This window comes from Alteromonas sp. H39 (assembly GCF_047556435.1).
Taxonomy (GTDB): Bacteria; Pseudomonadota; Gammaproteobacteria; order Enterobacterales; family Alteromonadaceae; genus Alteromonas.
In genome coordinates, this window is sequence record NZ_CP180210.1 from 603338 (window position 1) to 628753 (window position 25416).

Consider the following 25416-nt stretch of genomic DNA (forward strand, 5'->3'; position numbering starts at 1 on the left):
CTGCCTAACTGGTATATCCTGATGACAGTATCAACGGGGAATCAAATGAGTATGCAAGAGCACTATTCAGCGCTGCTTGAATCGCTGAACACAACATTTCGAAGTGGTAAAACCCGCGCGCTGTCCTGGAGAAAGGCGCAGCTCAATGCATTGTCCGCGCTGGTAGAAGAAAACCAGCAACAGATAGCAGAAGCGTTGGAAAAGGACTTAGGAAAGTGCCAGGCGGAAAGTTATACCTCTGAGATTGGTTTTTTACTTGGCGATATCAGGCATACCCTGAAGCACCTGAGCGGCTGGAACAAACCCCGTAAAGTCAGTACGCCTCTGGTAGCCTGGCCTGGAAAAAGCTTCCGGTATCCGGAGCCGCTGGGTACGGTGCTGATCATAGGCGCATGGAACTATCCTTTTCAATTGGTACTGGCTCCCTATATTGCAGCGCTGGCGGCGGGAAACTGCGCGGTGCTGAAACCGTCTGAGCTGGCAGAAAATACCTCTGCATTACTCGCAGAACTGATCCCTAAGTACCTTGATGGCGACGCTGTAAAGGTTATTGAGGGAGCCAAAGAAGAAACCACAGCACTGCTGGCACTGAAATGGGACCACATCTTCTATACCGGCGGTGAAGCGGTAGGAAAAGTGGTGATGAGCGCCGCAGCAAAGCATTTAACGCCAGTTACCCTTGAGCTGGGAGGAAAGAGCCCCTGTCTGGTCGATTCCCGCACGCACCTTGCAGTAAGCGCAAGACGTATTGTCTGGGGCAAATGGATGAATGCCGGGCAAACCTGTATTGCACCGGATTATGTGTTGGTGGAAAAAGGGTTACTGCCGGCCTTTATGGAGGCGATTAGCGAAGAGCTTAACAAGCAATATGGTGACAACCCGCTGCAAAGTGATGACTACGGAAACATCATAAACCCGCGGCATCTGGCGCGACTGAAAAGCTACCTGGAAGGGCAGGACATTGCGCTGGGAGGCGAGGTGGATGACATTACCAACGCCATGGCGCCCTCCATTGTGGTGGATCCAGCAATGGACAGCGCCTTAATGCAGGAAGAGATATTTGGGCCCATACTCCCGGTTGTCACCGTTGACAGCATGGAGGATGCTATCGCATTTATTAACGACAGGCCCAAGCCTCTGGCGCTGTATCTGTTTACTGATGATAAGCATCTGGAAGACAGAGTGTTATCGTCAACCAGTGCCGGTAATGTGTGTATCAACGATACCATGATGTTTATGGCAAACCCGGAATTGCCGTTCGGTGGGGTAGGCAACTCCGGTATGGGTAGCTATCACGGTCGCGCTGGATTTGATACGTTCAGTCATTTAAAAACCGTAATGCGGCGCTCATTTTTGTTTGATGCCGCTTTTCGTTACGCGCCGTTTTCGGATTTAAAACTGAAAATACTGAAGAAATTTTTGTAATCTTATCGCGAGCCGCCCCCGGGGCATACTTGAAAAAATCCATGCTCACTCAGCGAGTCCTGAAGTATGCAATGGCAAGGCAGAACTCGCAGAGAATGGCAGATGTTCTTGCTGATAAGCAAGCCGAAAGCCTGTCTATTTTACGAAATACAGAACCCTGCAAACCAAGCGTAGGGCTGATATAAGGAGTGTTGTTACATGCCGAATCCGTTTCACCTGGCTATTCCGGTTACCAACCTTGAAGATGCACGTACGTTTTACGGCGAGCTGTTAGGCTGCGAAGAGGGCAGAAGTGATAGCCAATGGATAGACTGGAATTTTTTCGGCCATCAGGTTGTCACTCACTGTGTTGCGAGTATGCCAGCGCCGCCCTCACATAACGCCGTTGACGACCATGCTGTGCCGGTACCGCATTTTGGTGTTGTGCTGGACATGGACGACTGGCAGGCGTTGTCTGAACGACTCAAACAGGCAGGGACAGCGTTTATTATTGCGCCTTACGTTCGCTTTAAAGGGCAACCCGGCGAGCAGGCAACGATGTTCTTTAACGATCCGTTCGGAAACGCGCTGGAATTTAAAGCGTTTGCGTCAATGTCACAGCTGTTTGCGAAATAGGAAATGCGATTGGCTGTTCGGTCAGATGATGAACATCACTGTGGCATCCGCGCAGCCTGGCGCTGCGCCGCCAGTCTGCGTAGTGACAAGCGGGCTGGTTAACCGGCCACCTGATTATCTGGCTTGGTACGCGCTCCCCTGGGCAGGCCTTAACAACGGGTAATCAACCCTCTAAAGCAATAAGCTGCGTTACCTGTTGTTGCCAGCGCATTGTCCGCTAATAAGACAACTGGCTATTCCACAACCCCGCCATCCTGGCGCATTATCAGCAAGGCCGCTGGCAGGGTCTCAGAGTCAGCCAATCATTACGATACTTGCCACCAGATAAGCAATCAGCGTAGCCCCACCTGCCACCAGCGCATAAGGGAACTGGGTTTTCACATGCGTTAACACATCACAACCTGCCGCCAGCGAAGACACCGCTGTAGTATCAGAAATCGGGGAGCAATGATCGCCGAAAATACCGCCCCCCAGAATTGCAGCCACCACCAGTGACGGCGGAAGGCCAAGAGACTGAATAAGCGGAACGCCAATAGGAATAAGGATTGCAAAGGTGCCCCAAGACGTGCCGGTAGTGAACGACATCACGGCTCCAGCCAGAAACAGCATGGGTACAATTAACACCAGAGGCAGAAACTCGCCCACCACACCGGCAACAAATACACCGGTGCCCAGTATTTTCAGGCTGCTTCCCAGTGTCAGTGAAAGTAATACGATAGTGACCAGAGGTAACAGTTCCCCCATACCTTTAAAGCCAATTTCTACCGCCTCTTTATGGGTGAAGCGCTTGTGAGTAATAAGCAGCAGATATGCCAGCGCGGTTGCCAGCGCAGTTGCGTACAATACCGACTTGCTGCCGCTGCCCTCTGCCAGATTGCCGCCGCCGGTCCAGAGCATAAAACCTACCATGCTCACTACCATGGTTATCAGAGGAAGCAGCATGTAGCGGGCGCGGGTTGCCGGCTCAGTTTTAATTACAGTGTCGGTTTTACGACTGCGCTTATCCTCTTCAGCCATCGGCCCGTGAACCTTATCGGTAATGATGGTGTAAAGCACAATGGCTAACGTAAACAGCGCATAAAAGTTTAGCGGTACGCTGCCCCACAGGATAGCGGCAGAGGTGGACTCCAGCTCGTAACTGTCCAGCAGACTGAGCACAAACGCGCCCCATCCATTGAGTAGGATAAGAATGCAGACCGGGGCACTGGTACTGTCGATAATGTATGCCAGTCGCGCGCGGCTCATACCAAACTTATCAAACAACCCCCGCGCAAAAATACCGGAGGTCAGTACGCTTAAATTTGATTCTATAAAAACGGCGACACCGGTAAACATGGTCAGCCCGCCAACCTGCTTTTTACCACGGGCAACCCCTTTACTGACAAGCCAGTTGACTGTGGCGGTGACCCCCCCCGAATCGCGGATAAATGCCAGTAACGCACCAACCAAAACCGAAAAAATCAGTACACGGGTATTGCCGGGACTGGATGCGGTATCGATAACGCGTTCAATGGCAGTGATGGGCGTAAGCAGCACGCTCTCACCCGGCTGCTGAAGTAGCAGCAACCCCTCGGCGCAAAGCACCGCCAGCACCAGCGCAAGAATGACTTCTTTTTTCCAGAAGACGACAACAATCGCCACCAGCGGCGGGACAATGGACAGCCAATCCATACTTTTTCCTGTGTAATTATTGTTAGTTTCAGCCCCTGCTTTCCCGTTGATTTCAGGTCTTGAGAAAAGCGGGATAACGCTGCCATGCAGCAGTGGGCGTCAGGGCCTTAAGCGAATGCGTAAGCGTACCGCAATCAGGTTACCGATAGCCAGTCTGATTATGGTTACCGGCAGGGAAACCGGCTGAAAATACAAAAGGGAAGTCGAAAGCGTGCTGCTTTTCAAACATACACTCATAGAATACCAACCCAGCCGTTAGCTGATCACACAACATTGCAATGAACCAGGCCGGTAGCCGATGTGCATTGTCGGGAAAGTTAAGGCCGTGTCTGACGCGTTATTTACTCTGATGATGTAGCACCGCCTCATAAACCAACGTGACTATCTGTCCGTACCTGCCGGTATCAAATTGCGTACCGGAAAAGACCGGGGGGCCGGCGTTATCCTGTCTGATGGGTGAGTGGCGGGCGTTGGTCAGTAAAATGATCCCCATATCCAGCTCTGGATCGATTACCGTCACCGTGCCGGTCCATCCGGTATGGCCAAAAGCGCTGTCACTGGCGTAGGGGCCAAAATGCCACACGCTTTCGCCATTACCGGCGCGCTTCCAGCCCAGCCCATACGCATAGGAATCGGGCCCGGGACTGATAAATGACTGCATGATATCGCCGTCAAAAAGATGTACGTCGCCGTAGCCACCCCTGTTGATCAGTGCCTGCACCAGCACTGCCAGCTCACCCGCGGTAGAAAACAGGCCAGCATGACCGGATACGCCATCCATTGCGTAATAGGCTTTTTCATCGTGTACCTCTCCCTGCAGTGTGGTTGTTCGAATACCAGGAAAGTCGATAGTGCCGTTGCGGGTATTCCCGTTTATCTCGGTGGCGGCAAAAGCACTTTTCTCTGCCCCCTTCAACAGCGGAGTGAACCGGGTGTGTGTAAGTCCAAGCGGCCCATATATCTGTGATTCACAGTAGGCATCCAGCGTCATCCCGGTTATACGCTCGACCAGTAAGCCCAGCAGCATGAAGTTGGTATCGCTGTATAGCGTCTGTGCGGCGCGGCTACTCATAAAGGGCACATGTTGCAACAGTAATTCGGTAGTGCGCGTTTTATCCAGCGAATAAAAGTCAGCACCAAGTTCGTTATCTGGTGTAAAAAATTTCACCTCCGGGGCGTAACCAGACTGATGACTAAGTAAGTCGATAACCCGCCGGGTTTCCCTTCCGCCGCCACGATATTCCGGAATATAGGTGTGTAACGGTTCAGAGACATCCAGCTTGCCGTCAGCGACCAGTGTCATCAGTGCCAGCGTGGTGGCGAACATTTTGGTATTCGAGGCCAGATCGAATTCGGTAGTTGTTGTCATGGGCAGCGGGTGTTCAAGGGGCTGCTGGTTTTCATCATACCTTAGGGCGTATCCGTAGGCATCGTGCTTGATGATCTCTCCGTCTTTGATGACCAGCAGCACGGCACCCGGAAAGCCATTATCGACATCGTGCTGAATCTGCTTATCCACCTCGCGGAAGGTATGGGTATAGGCGGCGCTGTTGTCGGTAAGGACAGGGTAAGGCACGGTCACGTGCACTGAACCGTTGTCAGGGTAAACATCACTGACTGAAAGGGTATTTATGCCGTCGTGTGTGCGCCTTGCCAGTGAATAAGCATAGGGAGTGTGGGCGAAAAGCACGTCTGCGATATTCAACGCTTCACCGTTAACGTGCACTGTGGCGCTGACATCCTCGCTTGCTTCAATCACGATGTCACCGCGGCCCCGGTAAGCCTTGAAACGGGCTTTATTATTCAGGGCATGAAGGTCTGAATGGCTGACGCCGGGAAAGTGTCTGTCTATCTGCCCCTGTTTACGCGTTATCTGTGCAGGGCGCCCAGCATCAGCCTCACGCTGATAGCGAGACAGCATGATTTCAGCCTGTTGGGGAAAATACTTGTCGAGCAACGCAAATAAAGCGGCCGATGTCTGCGCGTCGGGGCGACCGCTTACCTGCCAGGGGAGAAAGTGCATCTGAAATGCACTGATCGCATTGATGGTTTGTTCATCCAGCTGTCCGGTTTCCAGTACACCATAGCCGTAGCGGGCCAGGGCCTGCTGAAACAGCGAGACTGAAACCGGCCGGGCCGCAAATGTCTGCCAGTAGGTGTCCAGCGTGTCCTTATCGTACCAGGCACCAATACCGGCCTGATACAGCTGATACCAGGGAAAACGCGGACCCGGATCGCTTTTGCGGTTAAACGCAATGTCAGCATGACCAACAATGGCCGTCGGGTGAATATCGGGGTTTCGCGCCAGAATGTTACGGATAAGTGTCGTGAGTAGCGTAATTTGCTCGCTGTCATAATCGGGAAAAAGACAGGGGCGGCTGGCACCATGCACGCTATGCTGACCGGGCACATCCGTTTCCCAGTGACAATCCGGCACATTAACCACTTCAATGCCAATTGACTGATCATTAAGACCTGAACGTCCCTGCCAGCTACTGATACCGGCATGCCATGCGCGCCGGGACTCATCCACCAGCTGCATCACCTTCAGACGGTCGTGCGGGTAGGTAGGATCGCCGGATTCTGGCACCAGATAATGGGCGCTCAGCCCACCCTCATCCACCAGGGCTTTAACGCTATCAGCATAATTCAGGGCAGTGTAATGAATGACCAGGGTTTTAATACGCTCGCCCTGGTTCTTTGACGGCAGCTGCACAATATTTGACGTACTGCAGCTCACCATGCCTGCAACAATCAATATCAGCACAGTATGGCGGAAGAGGCCGCGAAACAGAGGCGATGACACAGTCCGGTCTCCTGATAGTCTGAAATGTCACCATACCGGTATTCGCCAATAATGACTACTGCAGAATAATAAAATATTCCTGATAAAATGAACGTACCACAGGCGCAACCTGACGAATGCTTGCGAGGCTCTTGGATGATAACAAACCCGGGCAACGTCATGAGGAATAATTTATTTTATCAGCCGGGTGGGGTAGGATGCTTTCACCCTGTAGTTAGTCTGAGTGTCCCATGCTTGTCCGAACTCTGTGCCTGCTGTTTTTTGTGCTTTCTTTTCCCAATGCCAAAGCGCTTTCCGCTTCAGGTGATAGCGCGCTGACAGCGCAAATCGGGCAAAAAATGATGCTCGACTTTCGCTATTTCTGCGACGACGGAACCGCCTCCAACAGATGTCGTAAGCCAGTGCTTTCGCTGACACCAGAGATGGAGCAACTGCTGGTGAGCAAACACATTGGCGGTGTTCTTCTATTTTCGGAAAACTTAGAGGATATCCCACAGATCATTCGGCTGAACTATCAGCTTCAGGCGCTGATGAAAAAGCATAATCTGCCGCCGCTGTTTATTGCCATCGATCAGGAAGGCGGGCGCGTCGCGCGGCTACATGATCATATTGCCACGCGCTTTGTCGGCAACATGGCGATAGGCGCGACTTACCCTGTACATGGCACCGCCTTTGCCACCGACGTGGCCAAGGGCATCGCACGTGAAATCAAAATGCTGGGATTTAACGTTAACTTTGCGCCAACGGTGGATGTGAACAGCAACCCGGATAACCCTGTTATTAATGTTCGCAGTTACGGAGAAGATCCCAGAGTCGTGGCAGCGCTGGGGCAGGCTACCGTCATCGGTATGCAGGAAGAAGGTGTACTGAGTGCTATTAAACATTTCCCCGGCCATGGCGATACCCATGTCGACAGCCACACCGGCCTTCCGGTTGTAAGCCATGATCGCGCCACGATTAATCGTACCGACGTTTACCCGTTTGCCCGGATCATTGCCGGACCAACGCCGCCATCAATGGTGATGACCGCGCACATACAATATCCGCAACTGGACGATACCCGCTTTCAGGCCAAAGATGGCAAGCCAACCATTGTGCCGGCAACCATGTCGAAAAAAATCTTAACCGGTGTCCTTAGGCAGGAACTGGCATATGACGGTTTGATCGTTACCGACGCACTGGATATGGCCGGTATTGCTCACTATTTTTCACAGTCAGAGGCTGTGATCCGCACTTTCGGCGCCGGCGCTGATATTGCGCTGATGCCGGTATCGGTTCGAACCCCGGGCGATATATCAACATTCAAAAAGGTGTTTGATGATGTGGCGAATGCGGTGAAAACCGGCCGGCTCGACACCGCAGATATAGCGCGGTCTGCCAGACGTATTGCCAAAACAAAAGCCAGTTTTGGCATTGGCGGGTTTACCTCCGTGCCGCTGGATGCGCGGATCCAGGAAGCGCGCGCTAAACTGCCTTTAAAGCAAAACAAAAAAACAGAGCAGGCGCTGGCAAAAGCCGCGCTTACACTCATCAAAGGGAAAGCCCGGTTGCCTCTTTCACAAGCCGGGAACTGGCATTTTGTGATGCCGGATGAAGCGCGATGTAAAGCCATGCTGAGGGCGGTTGAAAAACAGCAAAACATACCTGTGTCCTGCCAGTCGCTGGCCAGTTTACCGCCGTCGCCGCCTGGTGCGTTGCTGCGCTCCCTGAATGCACTGGTGGTAGCCGATATCACGCCACAATACAGCGTGGCGGAAATGGGAGGCATGGACGACCTGGCATCCTGGCGTGACCGTGCCGATAAACCTGCGCAGTACCGCTGGATGCGAAAGACAATGCAGGCGGCTAAAGACGCGGGCGTGCCGGTAGTGATGGTGGCGCTACGCGCGCCTTATGTGCTGGCTGAGTTTTCTGATGAGACCGATATCGCGCTGACTACTTACGGTTACAACGTCACGGTGTTTGATGACGGGCGCGCAGAGGGTGCGGTATTCGATGCCATCTATCAGGCGCTTAGTGGCAGGTTCAAACCTTCCGGCACCTTGCCGGTGACCGTACGTCATTCGGGAAACAGCAAGTAACATGACTACCCACTCCCGTATTGCCGCGGTTGATGCCCTGCGCGGACTGGCCATTGCCGCCATGATCCTGGTGAACAATCCGGGCAGCTGGTCGCATGTTTATGCGCCCATGTTACATGCCAAATGGCACGGTATGACGCCAACCGATCTGATTTTTCCGCTGTTTATCTTTATAGTCGGCATTGCCGCTGCCTATTCATTGCCCCGCCAACTGGCAAAAGGGGGGGCGCGACATCAGGTGATGCGTCAGGCGCTGGCAAGGGCGGCGAAGCTGGTAATGTTGGGTGGATTTCTGGCCGTGTTTTATTACAACTTCGCGCAACCTGACTACGACTGGTGGCAGTCACGGGTGCTGGAAATCCGGATCCCTGGCGTGCTACAACGAATCGGTGTGGTGTTTGCGCTGACCGCCGCGCTGCTGTTGTGGCTTGAACGCCGGGGGATCGCGGCTGCCTTCGTCATTACGCTGGCGACCTACTGGCTGTTGATGGCCTTTGTACCGTATTCCGACAGCTCGGGAACGACGTACGCGGGACAGTGGCAGTTTGGGAATAGCCTGAGCGCCTGGCTGGATCATCATATTCTCGGACCCACTCATGTTTATTACGCTGACGCCACCCCTTTTAGTTTTGACCCCGAAGGCATTCTGAGTACCTTACCGGCACTGTCCACAAGCTTAAGCGGTGTGCTGACAGGCATGTACCTGCAAAGTAGGGATAGTCACGCCAGAAAGGCACTGATGACGATGTTATACGGTGTTGCCTGCGTCGCGCTGGGATACGCGCTTTCGCCTCTTGTGCCAGTTAACAAAGCATTGTGGACGCCATCCTATGTCTTTCTGAGTAGCGGATGGTCGCTGGTGGCACTCAGCGTGTTGCTATATGTTATGGATGTAAGACGCTGGCAGGGCTGGGCAAAACCGTTGATTGTATGCGGGGCCAACAGCATCGCGTTTTACATGCTGGCAGGCGTACTTGCCCGTTGCCTGATGATGGCCCGTGTTGAAGACACCAGTCTGCACGGTTATCTGTATCGCGACTGGTTTGCCCCGGCACTAGGTCCGCTTAACGGCTCGCTGGCGTTTGCGGTTTGCTTCTTAATTGTATGCTTTCTGCCGATAGCCTGGATGTACCGCAAGCAGATTTTCTGGAAGGTGTAACCGGGTTCGCTGAGATAAAACCCGCAGTGATACGCTTTTTTATCTCATCTACACCAGGCTCGATACGCAAAGGCTGACCCCACAATTCAGATTTCAGCCTTCGGCGTCAGTTACCACGGTCAGGACTTCAGCTGTCTCACTCTTTTCACCCGGTGTGCATGCCTTAATCGGTTCTTCACGTAGCACTTTCGGCTCCCACTCATCTCTGACTGAATTTTTGTGCTGAGCCGTCACCAGATAGCGGGTACATTCTTTTACATCAATCGCCAGCATTTTGTAGTCAGCATCTTTGGCACGGGTGTTCAGTCGCTTAGTGGTCACCAGATTAATGTAATGAAAACCGGGAGAAACGTTCTCAATGTCCTCTTTCGGTAAGCGTTTGCCATCAACGGACAGAATTTTTACATCGTAATTGTCGGGATCGGAAACCTGACTTTGGGTGCCATCGATGATGGCGTATGGCGATGTTGCACAACCAGCGAGCATCATAGCGGCAAGTAAAGCGAATGTGGTTTTCATTAGTGACTCCTGTCCTTTGGTTTGTTCATTGGCTTGTTCATCACGTCCGAGAGTGATTAGTAATCAATATGGCAAGTGGACTCAGGTAAATCAACAGTAAACTGGCCTCGGACAGCGGGGTTCAGCTGGCGTTCATTTTCAGACAAAAGCGTCGTAAAACGGCATGGCTCGTCAAGTCAAATCCAGGAAAACACGATGATATCGTTTGCGTAAAAATCCCGTATAGTCGCGACATCTCATGTTCTGCGGTATGCTGAAAATATCGTTATTCAAATACTCATGTAACTATGGCAGAAACGGTACTTACCGCCCTCACGTCTTTTTATCCGCTGGTAGTCAGTTTACTTGGCGTGGTGCTGATATTAGGCATCACCCATCATTTTCTGATTGGTCGTCACGACTACCTTTCGGGGGATAAAAAATTACCCCGTCAGGTCACCATGCTGTCACTCACCCTGGTGGGCTTACTGGTGGTAGTGCTGTCACTCCCTGTCAGCGAAAGTACCCGCAACCAGATCATTGCCCTTATCGGTGTATTGTTATCCGGTGTGATTGCTTTTTCTTCAACTACGGTGGTCAGCAACCTGATGGCTGGCATCGTACTGCGGGTAAATAAGCCGTTCCGAGTGGGGGATTTTGTCCGCGTTAACGGATTCGCCGGTCGGGTGACCCAAATGGGCTTGCTGGACACGGAAATCCAAAGTGAAACCCGCGAGCTTATTGCCTTTGCCAACTCGTTGCTGGTGTCATCGCCAGTCAGTGTGGTACGTGCCTCAGGGGCTATTATATCGGTCGATTTGAGCCTGGGCTACGAACTGCATCACGGGTTGGTGGAGAAACACCTTCTGTTGGCGGCAGAGCGCAGTAAACTTGAAGAGCCGTTTGTTCAGGTGACGGCGCTGGGCGACTTTTCGGTAACTTACCGCATAGCCGGGTTACTCAAAGATGTGAAAAGTATGCTTTCCGCACGCTCAAATCTGCATAAGTCGGTGATGGACTGTCTGCATGAAGCCGGAATCGAAATTGTCTCGCCTTCGTTTATGAATCAGCGTCCACAGGAGCCGGGTGTGCAGATGATCCCGCAGGCAAAAGAGAGTAAATCAGAGAGTGAAAGTTCAGCGCCCGAAGCCGTCGTATTTGATAAGGCAGAGCAGGCAGAGTCACAGTTAAAATCCAAAGAAGCGATGGAAAAGCAGTTGTCGATGTTAAAAGAGCAGTTGCCGTCGGTCAGTGGTGAAGAGAAAGCCAAGCTGAAGCAACGTATTGAGACGCTGACATCCCGGTTGGAAGCCACAGAGCAAAAGCAGGAAGAAAAGGAAGAGCCCTGAACTGCAACCGTGACCCGTATCACTTCAGACAGTTGAGGTGATAGCGGCAGGTTAGCCTACAGACCGGATAATTGGTCGTCAGAGAGAGCCAGCGAGAAATAGCGGTGAAGCAGACATGCCAGATGGCAGCTTTGCATCGCGGCTTGTCAGTCATCATCCATGCCAGTGGCATTACAGTATCTGTTACGGTAAGCGCTAAATCCCATTCCGGTCCAGCGGCGAAATGCTTTGGCAAAAGCATGCTCATCGCTATACCCCAGATAATCAGCCAGGCTTGCCTGCGTGACATGCGCCAGGCAGATTTGCTCAAGGGCATGATGCTTTCGCATTGACTGCGATAGTTGCTGATAGGTCATACCACGCGACTGAAGTTTTCTTGTGAGCGTGCGCTCACTTACCGCAAGGCTTGCTGCCATCTGAGCACGGCTAAGCCAGGGTTGATTGTTCAGTAGTGTCTTAACATTATCTTCAAATGACTGGGGATGCAGTTGACTAAGCTGCTGTTTGGCAAGCTCCAGCATCTGCGCCTGCACTGCCGGATTTACCTCGCGCTGTTTGAAGTGCCAGTCGGCATCTGCATAAATAATCGCATTTTCTTGCTGATCAAAATGAATGTCTGCCTCACCGAATACCTGCTGGTATTCGCTAAGTGAAGTCTGGGCTTCATGCGCAAAGAGTACGGCTGTTGGCGAGATATTTTTGCCTGCAACCCAACTGGCACCGGTGGCGATACTGGCAATAATGGCTTCGATACGCAATGTGACAGCCGTGGTGAACCTGTCATCATAGGTAATTTTCCATCCCCGGCTATCGTGGGTTTTCCTGAACTGGCCGCCTTCCCCGACTAATGGTGAGTAGTTCACCAGGCAATCCACAGCCACACTGAGTGACGGGCTGCTGAGTAACAGAAATCCCATGGTGTCGAAGTGTTGCGGCATTAATGCCCGGCCAACGCGAAGCCCTGTACCTGGTGCAACCTGGCTCTCGATACTTTGCCACATTGCATCCTGAAGCGGTAGCGGTAGCCGGGGCTGTCCGGCATAGTCTGCCAGCTGTGCACGAATAGCTGGTTCGAGCTGAATATCGTATTGAGCCAACTGCGATAAAATCGCTCTGGTAAAGCTCTGTGTCACCGTTGCTGTCAAAATGGGCGCGCTTGTTTATGTTTCTGTGCAGACCACCAGCATACGACGAAAATACATAGTTGTCTCGAATTAACCAGCTGAATGGCCTGTGTTTGCGGGATTTGTGTGTAAACTATTTGTTAACCTTGAGCCTGAGTGAACAGTAAGAGAAACGCAGATGGAACCGTATGTTGTCATCGGCGCCGGGCCGATGGGATTGTGTAGTACACGCCGTTTAGCCGAGCAGGGCATTCAGGTGATAGGCCTGGAGGCCCACAATGACGTGGGCGGGTTGTGGGATATCGATAGCCCTACCAGCACGATGTACCAGTCGGCGCACCTGATTTCCTCTAAGCGCATGACCGAGTTTGATGACTTCCCCATGCGCGACGATGTTGCGACCTATCCCCGTCACAGCGAGCTGAAGCAGTACTTTCATGATTACGCGGCACATTTTGATTTGTACCGCCATTACCGCTTTGGTTGTTGGGTGGAACGCGTGGAGCCGGTAGACGATAAATGGCGGGTTACCTACCGTCAGCACGACAAAACGCATGAGATAATGGCTGCGGGTGTGCTGCTGGCCAACGGGACTTTGCATCATCCGAACCGTATAGAATTTCCGGGCCAGTTTGATGGCGAGATGATGCACAGTTGTGACTACCGCCATGCCGATATCTTTGAAGACAAGCGGGTCCTGATCGTAGGTTGCGGTAACAGTGGCTGTGACATTGCCGTTGATGCCGTGCACCGGGCCGAACATGTAGATATGGTCGTGCGCAGAGGCTATTACTTTTTGCCCAAGTTTGTGGCCGGTCGACCTACTGATACCCTGGGCGGAAAAATCCGGTTACCCAACTTCCTTAAGCAGCGCGTGGATGGCTTGCTGGTGCGTCTGATATCGGGCAAACCCAGCAGTTATGGACTCCCCGATCCGGATTATAAAATGTATGAATCGCATCCGGTAATTAACTCGTTGTTTTTGCATCATATCGGTCATGGCGATATTACCGTGCGGCCGGACATAGAAACACTTACCCCAAACGGGGCGCGATTCACGGATGGTCAGGAAGCCCGTTATGATTTGATACTGCAGGCCACCGGTTACAAGCTGCATTACCCCTTTATTGATAAGCAGCACCTGAACTGGCAGGGCGATGCGCCGCAGTTATATCTGAATGTATTCAACCCAAAACATCCGGGGCTGTTTGTTATGGGTATGGTTGAAGCGGCCGGGCTGGGCTGGCAGGGCCGTGATGATCAGGCGCAGCTGGTTGCCCGGGTTATCCGCATGCAGCAGGAAAACCCTGCTGCTGCCAGCGCATTCTTCGACAAGGTGCGCGCCAAAGCTAACGAGCGAATCGACGGCGGCATGCATTACCTTCCTTTGGAAAGAATGGCCTACTATGTTCATAAAGCTGATTACTTGCAGGCGCTGAACAATGAAATGCGCCAGTTGAGTGCAGGGTTATAAATGTCAGCCACCAGCCTTTTTATTCTAAACGCCATACTGGCCATGATGATGTTCGGTATTGCGTTAAGCCTTACTCCTGCTGATTTTCGCCGCATCGTGAAGAAACCGTTAGGGCCTGTCGTGGGCCTTTGTGCTCAGTTCGTCTTGTTGCCTGCACTTACCTGTTTACTCATTTTTCTCATCCCCATTCCGGCCGATGTGGCGCTCGGCCTGCTGCTGGTAAGCTGCTGTCCGGGAGGCAGCTTTTCTAATCTGATGACATACCTGTCGCGGGGAAATACGGCGCTATCTGTCAGTATGACTGGTGTTGCCAGCCTGCTGGCATGCGTGCTTACGCCGCTGAATTTTATGTTCTACGGGGCGCTGAATCCGAGGACACGGGAGTTACTGAGCAGCATTTCGGTGTCGGTAAGCGACATGCTGCTGATTGTTGCACTGGTGCTGGCCATCCCATTAATGTTGGGGCTCGCCTGTGCGCAACGTTTCCCGGAGTTCGCCCGCAAAAGCGAGCCTTTCTTTCGCTTTATTTCGCTGTTCACGCTGTTTGGTTTTGTGCTTATCGCCCTTGGAATGAATTGGCAGACGTTTCTCAGCGGAGCCAGTATCTTTCTGCTGGCCGTAGTGGCGCACAACGCGCTGGCGCTGACAATTGGCTGGATATCGGCACGCCTGCTACAACTGCCGGTCGCGGATCGTCGGGCGATAACGCTGGAGGTTGGGCTGCAAAACTCCGGTCTTGGGCTTGGCATTATCTTTACCTTCTTTTCCGATCTTACCTCCATGGCGATTATCGCAGCTGCCTGGGGGATCTGGCATCTCATCAGCGGTATCAGCCTGAGTTTTTTCTGGCAGGGGCTGGACCGGCGCGGGGCCAAACGTCAATCAAGTGCAAAGCAGTATTCTTATGAGTCTTAATATTCTTATCACCGGTAGCGAAGGTTATCTGGGCAGACGGCTGGTTTCTCAGCTGGGAAGCGAACACAACGTGGTGGGCATCGATATCCGCGCCAAGCCCGAACAGCCCTATGCTTATCATACGATGGACATTCGGGACCCGGCTCTTGCGGACTTGCTGAAAGAAAATGACATCACTCATGTCATACATCTGGCCAGCGTAATGAAAGCCAGTGATGATCGCGAGCGCGATTACGACATTGATGTTAACGGCACTGCCAATGTTCTGTCTTGTTGCCTAAAGGCCGGCGTTGAGCATATTACGGTAAGCAGCAGCGGCGCAGCCTATGGTTATCATGCTGATAACCCATACTGGCTGACAGAGGAACATTCGCTGAGAGGTAATGATCATTTTGCCTACAGCCAGCACAAAAGGCTGATTGAAGAAATGCTGGCCGCATACCGATGCTCCAGCCCGCAGTTACGGCAACTTATATTACGACCTGGCACAGTACTGGGCAGCCATACCCAAAACCAGATAACCCACCTTTTCGAACAGCGACGTTTGCTGGCGGTAAAAGGCTCGCCGTCTCCGTTTGTGTTTATCTGGGATGAAGACGTTGTAGCGATCATTGCTAAGGGCGTGACTTCCAGCAAAACCGGTATGTATAACCTCGCCGGAGACGGCGCCATGACCATTGACGAGATAGCCCGGGCGTTGAACAAACCGTTACTCCGACTGCCCGCCTGGCTGCTGTACACCGCACTTGTGATTGGACACAAGTTGAGACTGACGCAATACAGCGCCGAACAGCTTGATTTTCTGCGCTATCGCCCGGTTCTAAGCAACCAGGCGCTGAAACAGGAGTTTGGATACACGCCGCGCAAAACCAGCCGGGAAGTCTTTGAGTATTTCGTACAGCATAACCAGGCGAGGCTGGGATGAGCGCGGCGTCAAAGATGAGCAATAAACCGGTTGCCGTGATTACCGGTGCGGCTTCCGGGCTGGGGCGGGATCTCGCTCATGCACTGGCGAGCAGGTATCACCTGATATTGGTGGATATTCAAAAAGAGGCACTAGACGAAGTCGCTAATGCCCTTACGCAAGCCGATACACAAGTGTGTGATTTGTCCGATACCAGTGACATCAGCCGGCTTATCGCTGCTGTTACTGCCCGTTGCGCCAGCATTGACTTACTGATTAATAATGCCGGGGTCACCCATCGTTCGCTGGCTACATCGACGCAGTTGCATGTAATACATAACCTCATGAGTGTCGATTATCTGGCACCGGTGCAACTGACCCAGGGGCTGCTAGCGCACATGAATGCGGAATCAACCGTAGTCAATATTGGCTCGATGGCTGGCTGGATGCCGGTGCTGGGCCGCGCAGGCTACTGCGCAGCAAAATCTGCGCTGCATCAGTACTTTGAAACGTTGCGTGCCGAACTTGGTAACTCAGGTCCCCATATTCTGATGGTCTATCCGGGGTTTCTTGACACCCCTATCGAGAATAACGCGCTGGATGGCGCAGGCAATAAAGCCCGGCACAAACGTACGATGGCAGGACGTATGCGCAGCAGTCAGTGGATGGCAGCGAAAATTGTTACTGGCATAGAGAAAAAGCAGCGACGGTTGTTTCCGGATCGATTTACCGCCGCGGCCAGCTTGCTGTACCGTGTTTTCCCTTCGCTCTATCTGCATTTGATGCGCAAGAAACTGCACCGTGAACTGGATCCCGGTTCATGAGCTTTATCATTGTGGCCCTGGGGGTGTTGGTGGCCTTCACCATTGAAGCGATGACAGGATTTGGCAGTATCGTACTGGCGTTATCGATAGGGGCACTGGTCATGGAGATTCCGGTGCTGGTGCAATGGCTGGTGCCGCTAAATATCATGATGACCGCGCCGCTGGTGTGGCGTTATCGTCATGCCGTCGCATATAAATTTCTGCTGACGCAAATCCTGCCGTTGATGGGCGTCGGGACGCTGGCGGGCGTCTGGCTCACAGACTATTTAGACATTGCCTATACGCAAGGCTTGTTTGCCCTACTAATTTGCTGGTTTGCGCTGCGTGCATTGCTTAATGCAAAAGCACCTGCTCACAGTGCGCCGGTACGAAGCAGTCTGATTGCCAGTGCGGGCGTCACACATGGCTTATTTGCATCCGGCGGACCGCTGCTGGTGTACGCGCTGGCGCGAACCGAACTGGATAAGACGCGCCTTCGTGCCACATTGCTGTGTGTCTGGCTAACACTGAACAGCATGCTGACAGTCTGGTTCGCCGTGTTTGGTGAGCTTAAAGGCTACCTGACAGAAATCGCCATGCTGCTACCGTGCGTGCTGGTAGGTGCACTATTGGGGAATGCGCTGCATCACCGAATCAGTCAGCAGGCGTTTACCCGTGCAGTATTTAGCGTATTGCTTGTTGTTGGGCTGATTTTACTGGTTAATTCCGCTCGCAGCGTCTGGGTATAAAGCAGAATAAGCGGCCGGTGGCGAAGCTGCTATGAGTCGGTGGTCGCACGGTATGTTCTGAAACTGGTAATTTCAAAGACTAACAGGTCTATGGCAGGACCTGCAGGGACTTGCTGTTGTCCCTACCAGAAAGCGCAGCCGCTTTCACGTGTTGGTTCGTATCGCGATTAGTGATGCGGCGTGACGTTGGTGGCATAATGTGGCCCGTCAGTTGATGTGTCTCAAGGCTGGTTAACGGTCGTCACCCAGCGAGTTGATAGCTTGCTCAATTCCTTTCGTCCCATAAAAACATGACTTTTGGCACTACTTTAAGCCACGAAACTATCCCATGCTATGTGCTGATTACATAGGAGGGGATATGAAAAAAATAACTATATGGCTTGCCGTCGCATTCATCGCCATGCCGATTACCGAGGCTCAGGCTCAGTCAGCCGTTGAGACGTCACTCACCCGAGTCACTGCATTGATAGAAACCGATATCGACAAGGCTGAAACTCTGATTGAAGGGCTGTTAGAAGATGCGCCAGCAAACCCGGAAGTGCACTTTCTCTGCGGCAGAATTATGGGGCGACAGGCGTCAGACGCGATTTTTTCTGCGCTGAGCTATGCGGGTAAATCTTTAGATTGTTTTAAGGCCGCCGTAAGTCTGGCACCCTCCAGTGTCAGATACCAACAAGGGCTGCTGCGGTTTTACCTGGGCGCTCCTGCCATTGCCGGGGGCAGCGAAGCGCTTGCCAGAGAACAGGTAGAGAAAATCAGGCAGATTAATCCAGTGGAGGGCGCAAAGGCCGAGCTGATGTTGCTTGCCAGTATTGCAGAACCACAGCAGCTTTCGGCCAGACTTGCTGAACTCAGAGAGCAATACCCTGAGGTTTCTGATTTTCATTTTCGTCATGGATTACAGCTTCAGGAGCAAAATCAGTACGGTGCGGCCTATGAAGCATTTATTGAGGCGCTTTCAGCGGCTGAAAAATCCCTGGTCACGAATGGACTGGAAACGCCTGAAAGCATTGCTAATGGGGAAATAGCGGATGATGAACAAGCTCAACGCGACTATCTTAATGCGCTGTATCAGATTGGACGAAACGCCGTATTTAGCCAGGCGCATATTGAACATGGGATCCGCGCACTTCGTCAGTATGTGACACACTTGGAAAAAGGAGAGGCGCTAACCGGCGCACCACCAATAACATGGGGATACCTCAGACTGGCGCAGCTCCATTCGCTTGAGGGGGAGACCGAAAAAATGAGGCAAAACCTGACACTGGCAGAAAAAAGTGAGGATAAGGCGCTACACAAGGCTGCCCGCAAGCTTCGGCGCTTGTACACGTCGGATTAAGGTACGGTGTCGAAGGAGAGGGGCGTCTCAAGACGAAAGCCATACGATTCAAGCCAGGCAAGGCCATCGTCGTCATTGTCGAAACGATGAATGTCAAATCGCTCGCGGCTTTCTGCCACCATGTTATCCAACAGGTAGGCTTTAAGTGCATCGGGATGAAAGATTTCTGCAGCACAACGCATACCATTGTTAACCAGCCAGCTGATGGTGTCGCGAATGACAGGAATGGTTTCCGGTCCCGCCAGTTGCCACTCATCAAAATACAACAGATGACCAAAAGGCTGCTGATTAAACCCTTTTACCTGCTTTTTGACATGCGTGGAGAACTGCAGCGCATGGCGTTCATTCCATTGCCCGAAGGAGTGAGTGATCAGGATCTGACCATTAATGATGCTGGTAAACTTTTGCTTCACAGTGTCTGAATTATTAAGGAATGCGTAGTAATTATAGAGTGAATCATACCCGATAGCCATTCGCTTTCGCTGTCTTCAGCTAATGCAGGCAAGAAACGTAATAACGGCTGTTTTCAGAGGGTAACGTCCCGGTTACCCTCTTGCAGTTTATATATTAAAAGCGAGGCCAACCGTTGCTGTCCCAGTTAAGTGTGCTGATAAGCAGCTTGGGCGTCCCGTTATCTGAGGCGTCATAGGCATGGCGAACAATGACATCGGTATTGAGAATGTCCTGACCGCCTGGCCCAATCCAGTTGCTGTTGCCACCGTCAAGTAAACTTCCACCGCCATTGAGCATGTTCACTCCATTTTTATCGACATAGGGTCCGCGAATATCTGTCGCCCGGCCGTAGCGGATTTGGTAGGTGCTGTCAGTGCCATTACAGCATTTACCTACAGAAACAAAGAGATAGTAATAACCCTGACGATATAAAATCGTAGGCGCTTCAATACCACCTGAGCGGCTGGCAATGTCATAGCGCTGACCGAATGGTTTCATGGTTATTGGATTAACGCGCATTACCTTGATCCCACTGTTCCACGAGCCGAATGTGAGCCATGGCGCGCCGTCTTCTGCTACGACTAAGTCAGGATCGATAGCATTATAGTTATCATTATTCGTGGTGCTGATGACCACGCCTTCGTCCTGCCAGTTACCGGCGGCAACCGAGCTGGCCGATGCCAGGCCAATAGCAGAAACACGGGAACCAAAAGTGGAAATGGAATAGTAAAGCCACGGCTTGCCATTATAGAACTTAAGTTCAGGTGCCCAGACGTCCTCACCATCATGCGCCGGAACATAATCAGACCACCAGGCCAGTCCGTTGGGGAAGATGGGGGCTGCACCTGTCCATTCAATACCGTTGGTGGAGTATTTGCCATAAATGCCGGGGCCGGTCTGGAAAATCCACCAGGTGCCGTTCTCATAATTGATTGTGGGGTCATGAGTGACAAGATTCCCGGTTAGCGGCCAATGATTTTCTGCCCCATTGGTGGTAGATGGATCCCAGGGCGGGCCTTCCACGTCGGCAAGTTTGTTTAACTGCCACTGCTGGGCATCGCCTCCCCAGTAAGACCACTGCGCAATGTTCGCGCCATCGGCAGTATCATAGTTGTAAAGATCCAGTGCTTTGCCACTGTTGCGATTAATAAAAGCAACGTAACCGTTACTGAGTTCATTGATCTGCCACTGTTGTGTTGCTCCGCCGTTGTATTCGTACTGCACAACATTCGCACCATCGACCGTGGACAGTTCAAATACTTCCAGTGCTTTACCGCTGTTGAGGTTAATAACAGAGTGATAATTTCCGTCTACCTGTGTAATTAGCCAACGCTGGGTGTTGTTCCCGTTGGACGACCACTGTGCCACATTGGCGCCATTCGCTGTCTGTGCACCCGCCACCTCCACCAGTTTATTACTGACTTTTGAGGATATCGTGTAAACGCCGTTATCTATAGCCTTGACTGACAGGCAGTGCAGTAATGCAAGTGCGGCAAGTCCTGCCCGGGCTATCCCGAAATGTTTCATATTGTCTCCTGAGTGTAGTGATTCGTTTTGCAGGGCAACTACCTATTCAGCAATGTGAATAAGTATTATATTATTATGTTAATATTATGTTATTAATATGTGTAGCGCGAATGCGCCTATTTCGCAAGAAAAGTATCAAAAAGGCTGTAGGTCGGAGCACAAATCGAGCCTTTGAATGCGCGTGGCCACGCTTTCAAAGGCCGGTGGTAATGGCGGCGTTGTCAGAATGTCAGCCAGTGAGTGGAAAGTAGTGCACAGCAAGGTTTTTTGTCATCTCTGAATACAAAAAAAGCAGGCGTGCCGGGTAACGGGCCCGTTCGCTCGGGTAATGGGGAAAGGCACTGTAGCAGGGGAAGATCGGTCGCGATATTTATCCGGCTATTCTGACATAACAGATGGTTGTACCCCTGAGACAATAAGCCGAGATAGGCAGTGCCGGTTACACTATCGCCTGGCTCGGCACAAAACCCTTTAGCGTTACAAAGGGTCAGGCCGTCACAGTCAATCTCTCTGAACCCGCCAAGCTCAGTCAGATCACCGGTAGCAACAACCGTGGCATGACCGGGGGCGGTTTCGTTAACCGCAATATCACAGCGATAGCGATCGCCAGTCTCGTTTTCCTGCGTAACGTTTTTCAGAAGTACGTCACATAACCCGTTTTCCTGGTTTTCCGCAATGGCGTAATAGTCATCGAGCGAGTATTGCAGATAGCGCTGACTGATACTGGCGTTAAGCGCGGTGTAAAGGGCAACCACGTTCAGAGTTCTGGCGCTCTGGCGATTGGGGTCGTGATAATCGGCGCCGCTTTCAATCAGGATCGTACTAACGCCACAGCCGGCGATCGTGTCGCCAAAACAGCGGTGAGCATAGGCGTCGTTGTAGCGACCAAATTGCCCGGGGCGATGATTGGATACTGCCTGATGCATTGCTGCTATCAGCTGTTTGGCCCGTAGCCGACTGCCATCAACATCGCCTGCAGCATTGAACGGCGGCGCGAGAAACGACAGCGTCGCCGGTTTTTTGCTACTGCCGACCGCATAGTAGCGACTTTGATCATGCAGGTTAAATCCGATATCAGGGCGCAGCTCTCTGACTTGCTCATCCAGTAGTCTGCCTTCCGGTGTCTGCAGCGCCCGGGCATCCCGGTTGATATCAATACCCTGGGCATTCTCGCGACGCGTTAAAGACGCGCCATCGGGGTTAAGCATTACAATAATGTGCAACGTGACCTGCGAGAGCCAGTTATCGCAGATGATGTCATCGCACGCCGGTTCACTTAGCATTGCCAGCAAATCGAGCATGGCGGCGGTAGCGGTTGGCTCGTCACCGTGCATTTGCGTCCAGGCCAGAAAGGTCAGCGGGCCGTTGCCAATCGTCAGGCGGTGTATGGGCAAACCCTGAAAGCTGTTGCCAATGCGGGTGAGAGTGATCCGCTCACGCACCGCAAGTTCTCTGAGTAATGGGGAAATGTCACTGTAGGTAAGGTGTGGTTTATCCAGCACCGCCCATTGGTAAGCTGCTATCCGTTTCAGAAGGAGGGCGGAGGTTGACTGTTCAGTCATTCTGGTCACTCGCTTCCTTGTTATGCGCGGCGTCTCGTGGGCGGCTGACTTCATCCAGCAAATAGGCAATATGCCGGTACGTCAGGCCGCTGTGATGCGTAAGCCCGATTTCACAGGTTCTGCTGTCTGAAACTGCCCAGGTACAGGCTGACGGGATTTGTGATTTTAATGTCGCCAGGGCAGCCGCATTCAGGCCTGGCTCGAATAATCCTTTGTCACCAGCGAAACCGCAGCAGGGAATATCCTCTGGCTCGATGAGCTGACGGGTGCAGGCAGCAGCCAACTGACGCAAGGCATGCCCCTTGTCGCGTTTGGATGACGAACAGGTGACATGCAACATGACCGGTGTTTCCAGCGGTGAGAGGATCAGGTGGGGAACAACCTGAGCCAGTAAAAAGTCAGTAATATCCAGTGTTTCGGGGCCCTCTGAATGATGCATCTGACTGATGCACGGACTGGCGTCGGTGATGACCGGCCAGCGCCCGTTTTCTGAGGCAAGCAAAATGTGCTCCTGCCATTGCGCACGTTTTTTTGCGGCTTGCTCTGTGTAGCCTTTACTTTCCCAAGGCTGGCCGCAGCAGAGTGACGACAGTGCGTCAGGATACAGTACTTCTAAACCGGCCTTATTCAGCAGCGAGGTAATAACCTCAGGCAAGGGACGCAGTGTGTCCGCGGGACCAAAAATACGGTTTGGGCAGGCGGGCACATACACCACCTTTTTACTGGTAGGCGCGCCTGCGGGTAAGTGTCCGGGGGCGCCTTTGGGGACAGCCGGATACCACACCGGCGTTTTCCCTCCGGTCAGGCTGTGGACCTTCGCGCTGAAAGACGCAATCGCCTGATTGCCTGTCAGGCCTGCTACGGTATGGGCCGCCGACAGACTGAAGCGGGCAATTGCAGAAGCACCACCAAAATGGGTTGCCGTGAGCGATGCGGTGGTGTGTCGTGATGTCTCAGTGCGGCGTATCGACTTTATCCATTCGCCGGTATTGATGCCAACCGGACAGGTGGTGGCGCACATCCCGGTAGCGGCACAGGAGTCAACGCCAAGATGGGTAAATGCCTCATCTATCTGCGCCCGGTCAGCGACGGGCAGTTCGTGCTGGCGGCGCATCAACGCGATACGCTGGCGCGGTGATAGTGTGTAATGTAACGACGGGCACTGAGGCTCGCAGAAGCCACACTCAATGCACTTATCTACTGCGTCGTTCACCGCAGGCATTGATTTAAGGTCAGTCAGGTGCGCGTTCGGATCGCTATTAATGATAACGCCGGGATTGAGGATCCCTGTCGGGTCAACAAGCGATTTAATGCGCGCCATAATCGCGACGCCATCGGCTCCCCACTGCGCCTGCAGAAACGGGGCCATATTGCGCCCGGTGCCGTGTTCCGCTTTCAATGTACCGTTAAACGTGCCGGTAACCAGCCTGCCCACGTCCTGCATAAAGGCATCGTACCGGGAAATGTCTTCAGCGGTGTCAAAGCGCTGGGTAAACACAAAATGCACGTTGCCATCCAGCGCATGCCCAAAAATGATAGCCTCATCATACCCATGCTTATCGAATAATAACGTTAGTGCATCCAGCCCGTCGGCCAGTTCACTAAGCGGAAATGCCACATCTTCAATGATGACCGTAGTGCCGGTTTCGCGCACCGCGCCAACCGCCGGAAACAGCCCTTTGCGTATTTGCCAGAGCGCGGTAATCGTCACCGGATCTGAAGTCAATGCACACATTGGCACCACGTCAGTCGTATCGGCAAAAGCGGCATGAATTTGCGTTAGCGTGGCGTCCAGTGTGGCGATGTCCTCTGCACCCACATCAATCAGCAGTGCCACGGCCCCGTCTGCTATCGGCAGTTGGTAAAAGGGGGCAAGCAGACCGGCCACCGAGCGCAGTGCCCGGGTGTCCATCAGCTCCACCGCATCTACATTGAGTGCCGCCAGTGACGGAATGTATTCACAGGCGAGGCGGGCTGAGGGAAACAGGTACAGTCCGCTTTGTCTGGCCTTGGGTAAGGGAACAGTGCGATATGTAATACTGGCAATAAACCCCAGTGTGCCTTCTGAACCAATCATCAGGTGGGTAAGCACATCCAGCGGATCATCGAAATCAAGCAGCGCATTCACCCCATAGCCCATGGTATTTTTCAGGCGATACAGATGGCGTATTTTCTTACACAACGCGCTATTCGTTCTGATGTCGTTGCAAAGGCGCTGAATGTCATTAAGCAGTGCGGCGTGGGTCTCGCGAAAACGCGCTACACTGCGCTCACAGGCCGTATCGACATCGCTGCCGTCTGCAAAAATAATGTGCATGGCGTTGAGTGTGTGATAACTGTTGTCTTTTACTCCGCAACACATACCCGATGCATTATTGGCCGCGATACCGCCAATTTTACAGGTGTTAATTGATGCTGGATCCGGGCCGATTTTGCGATCGTACGGCGCCAGTAACCGGTTTGCTGCGGCGCCGATAATACCGGGCTGCAGGGTTATGAGGTTGCCGTTGTCAGTAATGTTGCTGTCAGTCCAGTCGCGTGTCAGCAACACCAGCACCGAGTCGGAAATAGCCTGACCAGAGAGGCTGGTGCCGGCGGCCCGGAATGTTACCGGTATGCCGCATTCAAACGCCAGCGCCAGAAATGCACGCATGCTGTCTGCTGACGGGATCCGAACCACAAGTTTAGGGGTTTTGCTGTAAAAGCTGGCATCAGTACTCAGCGCAATCCGGCGGGGAAGGTCGGTGATGACATGGTCGGCTGGTAATAATGTGTCGACCTTAGCGAGAAAGTCCTGCCACTGACGAGATGTTGCGGACACGGAATCGGGCATGTCGGTGGCTGCTGGCTCATCGCTCATGGCGAGCTCCCGCAAGTGAAGATTACCGCTATTTAACGGGATTTTGATATTCTTATCAACTGGTTTATATTTGAATAAAAAATTCCATACTTACCCTGTCTA

At 52.6% G+C, this 25416-nt stretch carries 19 protein-coding genes; 11 read left to right on the top strand and 8 right to left on the bottom strand.

What is annotated here, in order from left to right; genetic code table 11:
* Together ACLBLI_RS02510 and ACLBLI_RS02515 are read left to right on the top strand one after the other, a co-directional pair.
* Complete coding sequence (locus tag ACLBLI_RS02510; RefSeq protein ID WP_414830887.1) at positions 1-1425, top strand: aldehyde dehydrogenase family protein; 1425 nt, start codon at positions 1-3, stop codon at positions 1423-1425.
* Between the two features lie 198 nt (positions 1426-1623).
* Positions 1624-2040 (top strand): VOC family protein, encoded by a 417-nt coding sequence (locus ACLBLI_RS02515; protein ID WP_414829598.1) that lies wholly within the window; start codon positions 1624-1626, stop codon positions 2038-2040.
* 294 nt (positions 2041-2334) lie between these two features.
* Here the strand turns inward: ACLBLI_RS02515 and ACLBLI_RS02520 are convergent, their stop codons facing one another.
* Together ACLBLI_RS02520 and pbp4b are read right to left on the bottom strand one after the other, a co-directional pair.
* On the bottom strand, positions 2335-3711 hold the full coding sequence (locus ACLBLI_RS02520) for a Na+/H+ antiporter NhaC family protein (RefSeq protein ID WP_414829599.1): 1377 nt from the start codon (positions 3709-3711) through the stop codon (positions 2335-2337).
* A 337-nt stretch (positions 3712-4048) separates the two neighbouring features.
* On the bottom strand, positions 4049-6517 hold the full coding sequence (gene pbp4b / locus ACLBLI_RS02525; RefSeq protein ID WP_414829600.1) for a penicillin binding protein PBP4B: 2469 nt from the start codon (positions 6515-6517) through the stop codon (positions 4049-4051).
* 230 nt (positions 6518-6747) lie between these two features.
* Here pbp4b and ACLBLI_RS02530 point away from each other — a divergent pair, with 230 nt between their 5' ends.
* Both ACLBLI_RS02530 and ACLBLI_RS02535 read left to right on the top strand, forming a co-directional pair.
* Entirely contained in the window at positions 6748-8598 is a 1851-nt protein-coding gene (locus ACLBLI_RS02530) for a glycoside hydrolase family 3 N-terminal domain-containing protein (protein ID WP_414829601.1), read from the top strand.
* Between the two features lies 1 nt (position 8599).
* Positions 8600-9757: an acyltransferase family protein gene (locus tag ACLBLI_RS02535; RefSeq protein ID WP_414829602.1), complete on the top strand. Its 1158-nt coding sequence runs from the start codon at positions 8600-8602 to the stop codon at positions 9755-9757.
* A 93-nt stretch (positions 9758-9850) separates the two neighbouring features.
* Here the strand turns inward: ACLBLI_RS02535 and ACLBLI_RS02540 are convergent, their stop codons facing one another.
* Positions 9851-10276, bottom strand: coding sequence for a hypothetical protein (locus tag ACLBLI_RS02540; RefSeq protein ID WP_414829603.1), 426 nt, complete (start codon positions 10274-10276; stop codon positions 9851-9853).
* 287 nt (positions 10277-10563) lie between these two features.
* Between ACLBLI_RS02540 and ACLBLI_RS02545 the strand changes: the two genes are divergently transcribed.
* The gene (locus ACLBLI_RS02545) at positions 10564-11604 is read left to right on the top strand and encodes a mechanosensitive ion channel family protein (RefSeq protein WP_414829604.1); all 1041 of its coding nucleotides are present in this window, start codon (positions 10564-10566) and stop codon (positions 11602-11604) included.
* A 146-nt stretch (positions 11605-11750) separates the two neighbouring features.
* Here the strand turns inward: ACLBLI_RS02545 and ACLBLI_RS02550 are convergent, their stop codons facing one another.
* Positions 11751-12749, bottom strand: coding sequence for an AraC family transcriptional regulator ligand-binding domain-containing protein (locus ACLBLI_RS02550; RefSeq protein ID WP_414829605.1), 999 nt, complete (start codon positions 12747-12749; stop codon positions 11751-11753).
* 157 nt (positions 12750-12906) lie between these two features.
* On the opposite strand from ACLBLI_RS02550, the gene ACLBLI_RS02555 reads away from it, so the two are divergent.
* The 6 genes from ACLBLI_RS02555 to ACLBLI_RS02580 all read left to right on the top strand — a co-directional run bounded on the left by ACLBLI_RS02555 (position 12907) and on the right by ACLBLI_RS02580 (position 18912).
* Positions 12907-14202 carry a flavin-containing monooxygenase gene (locus ACLBLI_RS02555; protein ID WP_414829606.1) on the top strand — a complete coding sequence of 432 codons (1296 nt, stop codon included), beginning with the start codon at positions 12907-12909 and terminating at the stop codon, positions 14200-14202.
* Positions 14203-15117: a bile acid:sodium symporter family protein gene (locus tag ACLBLI_RS02560; RefSeq protein WP_414829607.1), complete on the top strand. Its 915-nt coding sequence runs from the start codon at positions 14203-14205 to the stop codon at positions 15115-15117.
* Entirely contained in the window at positions 15107-16042 is a 936-nt protein-coding gene (locus ACLBLI_RS02565) for an SDR family oxidoreductase (RefSeq protein WP_414829608.1), read from the top strand. Before ACLBLI_RS02560 ends, ACLBLI_RS02565 begins: the two co-directional genes overlap by 11 nt.
* 14 nt (positions 16043-16056) lie before the next feature.
* Positions 16057-16845 (top strand): SDR family NAD(P)-dependent oxidoreductase, encoded by a 789-nt coding sequence (locus tag ACLBLI_RS02570; protein ID WP_414829609.1) that lies wholly within the window; start codon positions 16057-16059, stop codon positions 16843-16845.
* Positions 16842-17573, top strand: a complete 732-nt coding sequence (locus ACLBLI_RS02575) for a TSUP family transporter (RefSeq protein ID WP_414829610.1) — start codon at positions 16842-16844, stop codon at positions 17571-17573. The genes ACLBLI_RS02570 and ACLBLI_RS02575 overlap by 4 nt, the downstream gene beginning before the upstream one ends.
* Positions 17574-17931: 358 nt before the next feature.
* A complete protein-coding gene (locus tag ACLBLI_RS02580) occupies positions 17932-18912 on the top strand; it encodes a hypothetical protein (RefSeq protein WP_414829611.1) in 981 nt (326 codons plus the stop codon).
* Here the strand turns inward: ACLBLI_RS02580 and ACLBLI_RS02585 are convergent.
* From ACLBLI_RS02585 to ACLBLI_RS02600, 4 genes are all read right to left on the bottom strand, one after another.
* The gene (locus ACLBLI_RS02585) at positions 18909-19385 is read right to left on the bottom strand and encodes a hypothetical protein (protein ID WP_414829612.1); all 477 of its coding nucleotides are present in this window, start codon (positions 19383-19385) and stop codon (positions 18909-18911) included. The two genes, ACLBLI_RS02580 and ACLBLI_RS02585, sit on opposite strands and share 4 nt — an antisense overlap.
* Before the next feature lie 94 nt (positions 19386-19479).
* Positions 19480-20892 (bottom strand): RICIN domain-containing protein, encoded by a 1413-nt coding sequence (locus ACLBLI_RS02590; RefSeq protein ID WP_414829613.1) that lies wholly within the window; start codon positions 20890-20892, stop codon positions 19480-19482.
* Between the two features lie 221 nt (positions 20893-21113).
* A complete protein-coding gene (locus ACLBLI_RS02595) occupies positions 21114-22454 on the bottom strand; it encodes a M14 family zinc carboxypeptidase (RefSeq protein ID WP_414829614.1) in 1341 nt (446 codons plus the stop codon).
* Entirely contained in the window at positions 22447-25314 is a 2868-nt protein-coding gene (locus ACLBLI_RS02600; RefSeq protein ID WP_414829615.1) for an FAD-binding and (Fe-S)-binding domain-containing protein, read from the bottom strand. The genes ACLBLI_RS02595 and ACLBLI_RS02600 overlap by 8 nt, the downstream gene beginning before the upstream one ends.
* Between the last annotated feature and the right edge of the window lie 102 nt (positions 25315-25416).

Excerpts from the sequence above, each read along its gene's own strand:
- ACLBLI_RS02530 (WP_414829601.1), top strand. The coding sequence starts at position 6,748 with ATGCTTGTCCGAACTCTGTGCCTGCTGTTTTTTGTGCTTTCTTTTCCC.
- ACLBLI_RS02560 (WP_414829607.1), top strand. The coding sequence starts at position 14,203 with ATGTCAGCCACCAGCCTTTTTATTCTAAACGCCATACTGGCCATGATG.
- ACLBLI_RS02590 (WP_414829613.1), bottom strand. The coding sequence starts at position 20,892 with ATGAAACATTTCGGGATAGCCCGGGCAGGACTTGCCGCACTTGCATTA.
- ACLBLI_RS02515 (WP_414829598.1), top strand. The coding sequence starts at position 1,624 with ATGCCGAATCCGTTTCACCTGGCTATTCCGGTTACCAACCTTGAAGAT.
- ACLBLI_RS02580 (WP_414829611.1), top strand. The coding sequence starts at position 17,932 with ATGAAAAAAATAACTATATGGCTTGCCGTCGCATTCATCGCCATGCCG.
- ACLBLI_RS02520 (WP_414829599.1), bottom strand. The coding sequence starts at position 3,711 with ATGGATTGGCTGTCCATTGTCCCGCCGCTGGTGGCGATTGTTGTCGTC.
- ACLBLI_RS02545 (WP_414829604.1), top strand. The coding sequence starts at position 10,564 with ATGGCAGAAACGGTACTTACCGCCCTCACGTCTTTTTATCCGCTGGTA.
- ACLBLI_RS02600 (WP_414829615.1), bottom strand. The coding sequence starts at position 25,314 with ATGAGCGATGAGCCAGCAGCCACCGACATGCCCGATTCCGTGTCCGCA.
- ACLBLI_RS02540 (WP_414829603.1), bottom strand. The coding sequence starts at position 10,276 with ATGAAAACCACATTCGCTTTACTTGCCGCTATGATGCTCGCTGGTTGT.
- ACLBLI_RS02595 (WP_414829614.1), bottom strand. The coding sequence starts at position 22,454 with ATGACTGAACAGTCAACCTCCGCCCTCCTTCTGAAACGGATAGCAGCT.
- ACLBLI_RS02565 (WP_414829608.1), top strand. The coding sequence starts at position 15,107 with ATGAGTCTTAATATTCTTATCACCGGTAGCGAAGGTTATCTGGGCAGA.
- ACLBLI_RS02570 (WP_414829609.1), top strand. The coding sequence starts at position 16,057 with ATGAGCAATAAACCGGTTGCCGTGATTACCGGTGCGGCTTCCGGGCTG.
- ACLBLI_RS02575 (WP_414829610.1), top strand. The coding sequence starts at position 16,842 with ATGAGCTTTATCATTGTGGCCCTGGGGGTGTTGGTGGCCTTCACCATT.
- ACLBLI_RS02535 (WP_414829602.1), top strand. The coding sequence starts at position 8,600 with ATGACTACCCACTCCCGTATTGCCGCGGTTGATGCCCTGCGCGGACTG.
- ACLBLI_RS02555 (WP_414829606.1), top strand. The coding sequence starts at position 12,907 with ATGGAACCGTATGTTGTCATCGGCGCCGGGCCGATGGGATTGTGTAGT.
- ACLBLI_RS02585 (WP_414829612.1), bottom strand. The coding sequence starts at position 19,385 with ATGGCTATCGGGTATGATTCACTCTATAATTACTACGCATTCCTTAAT.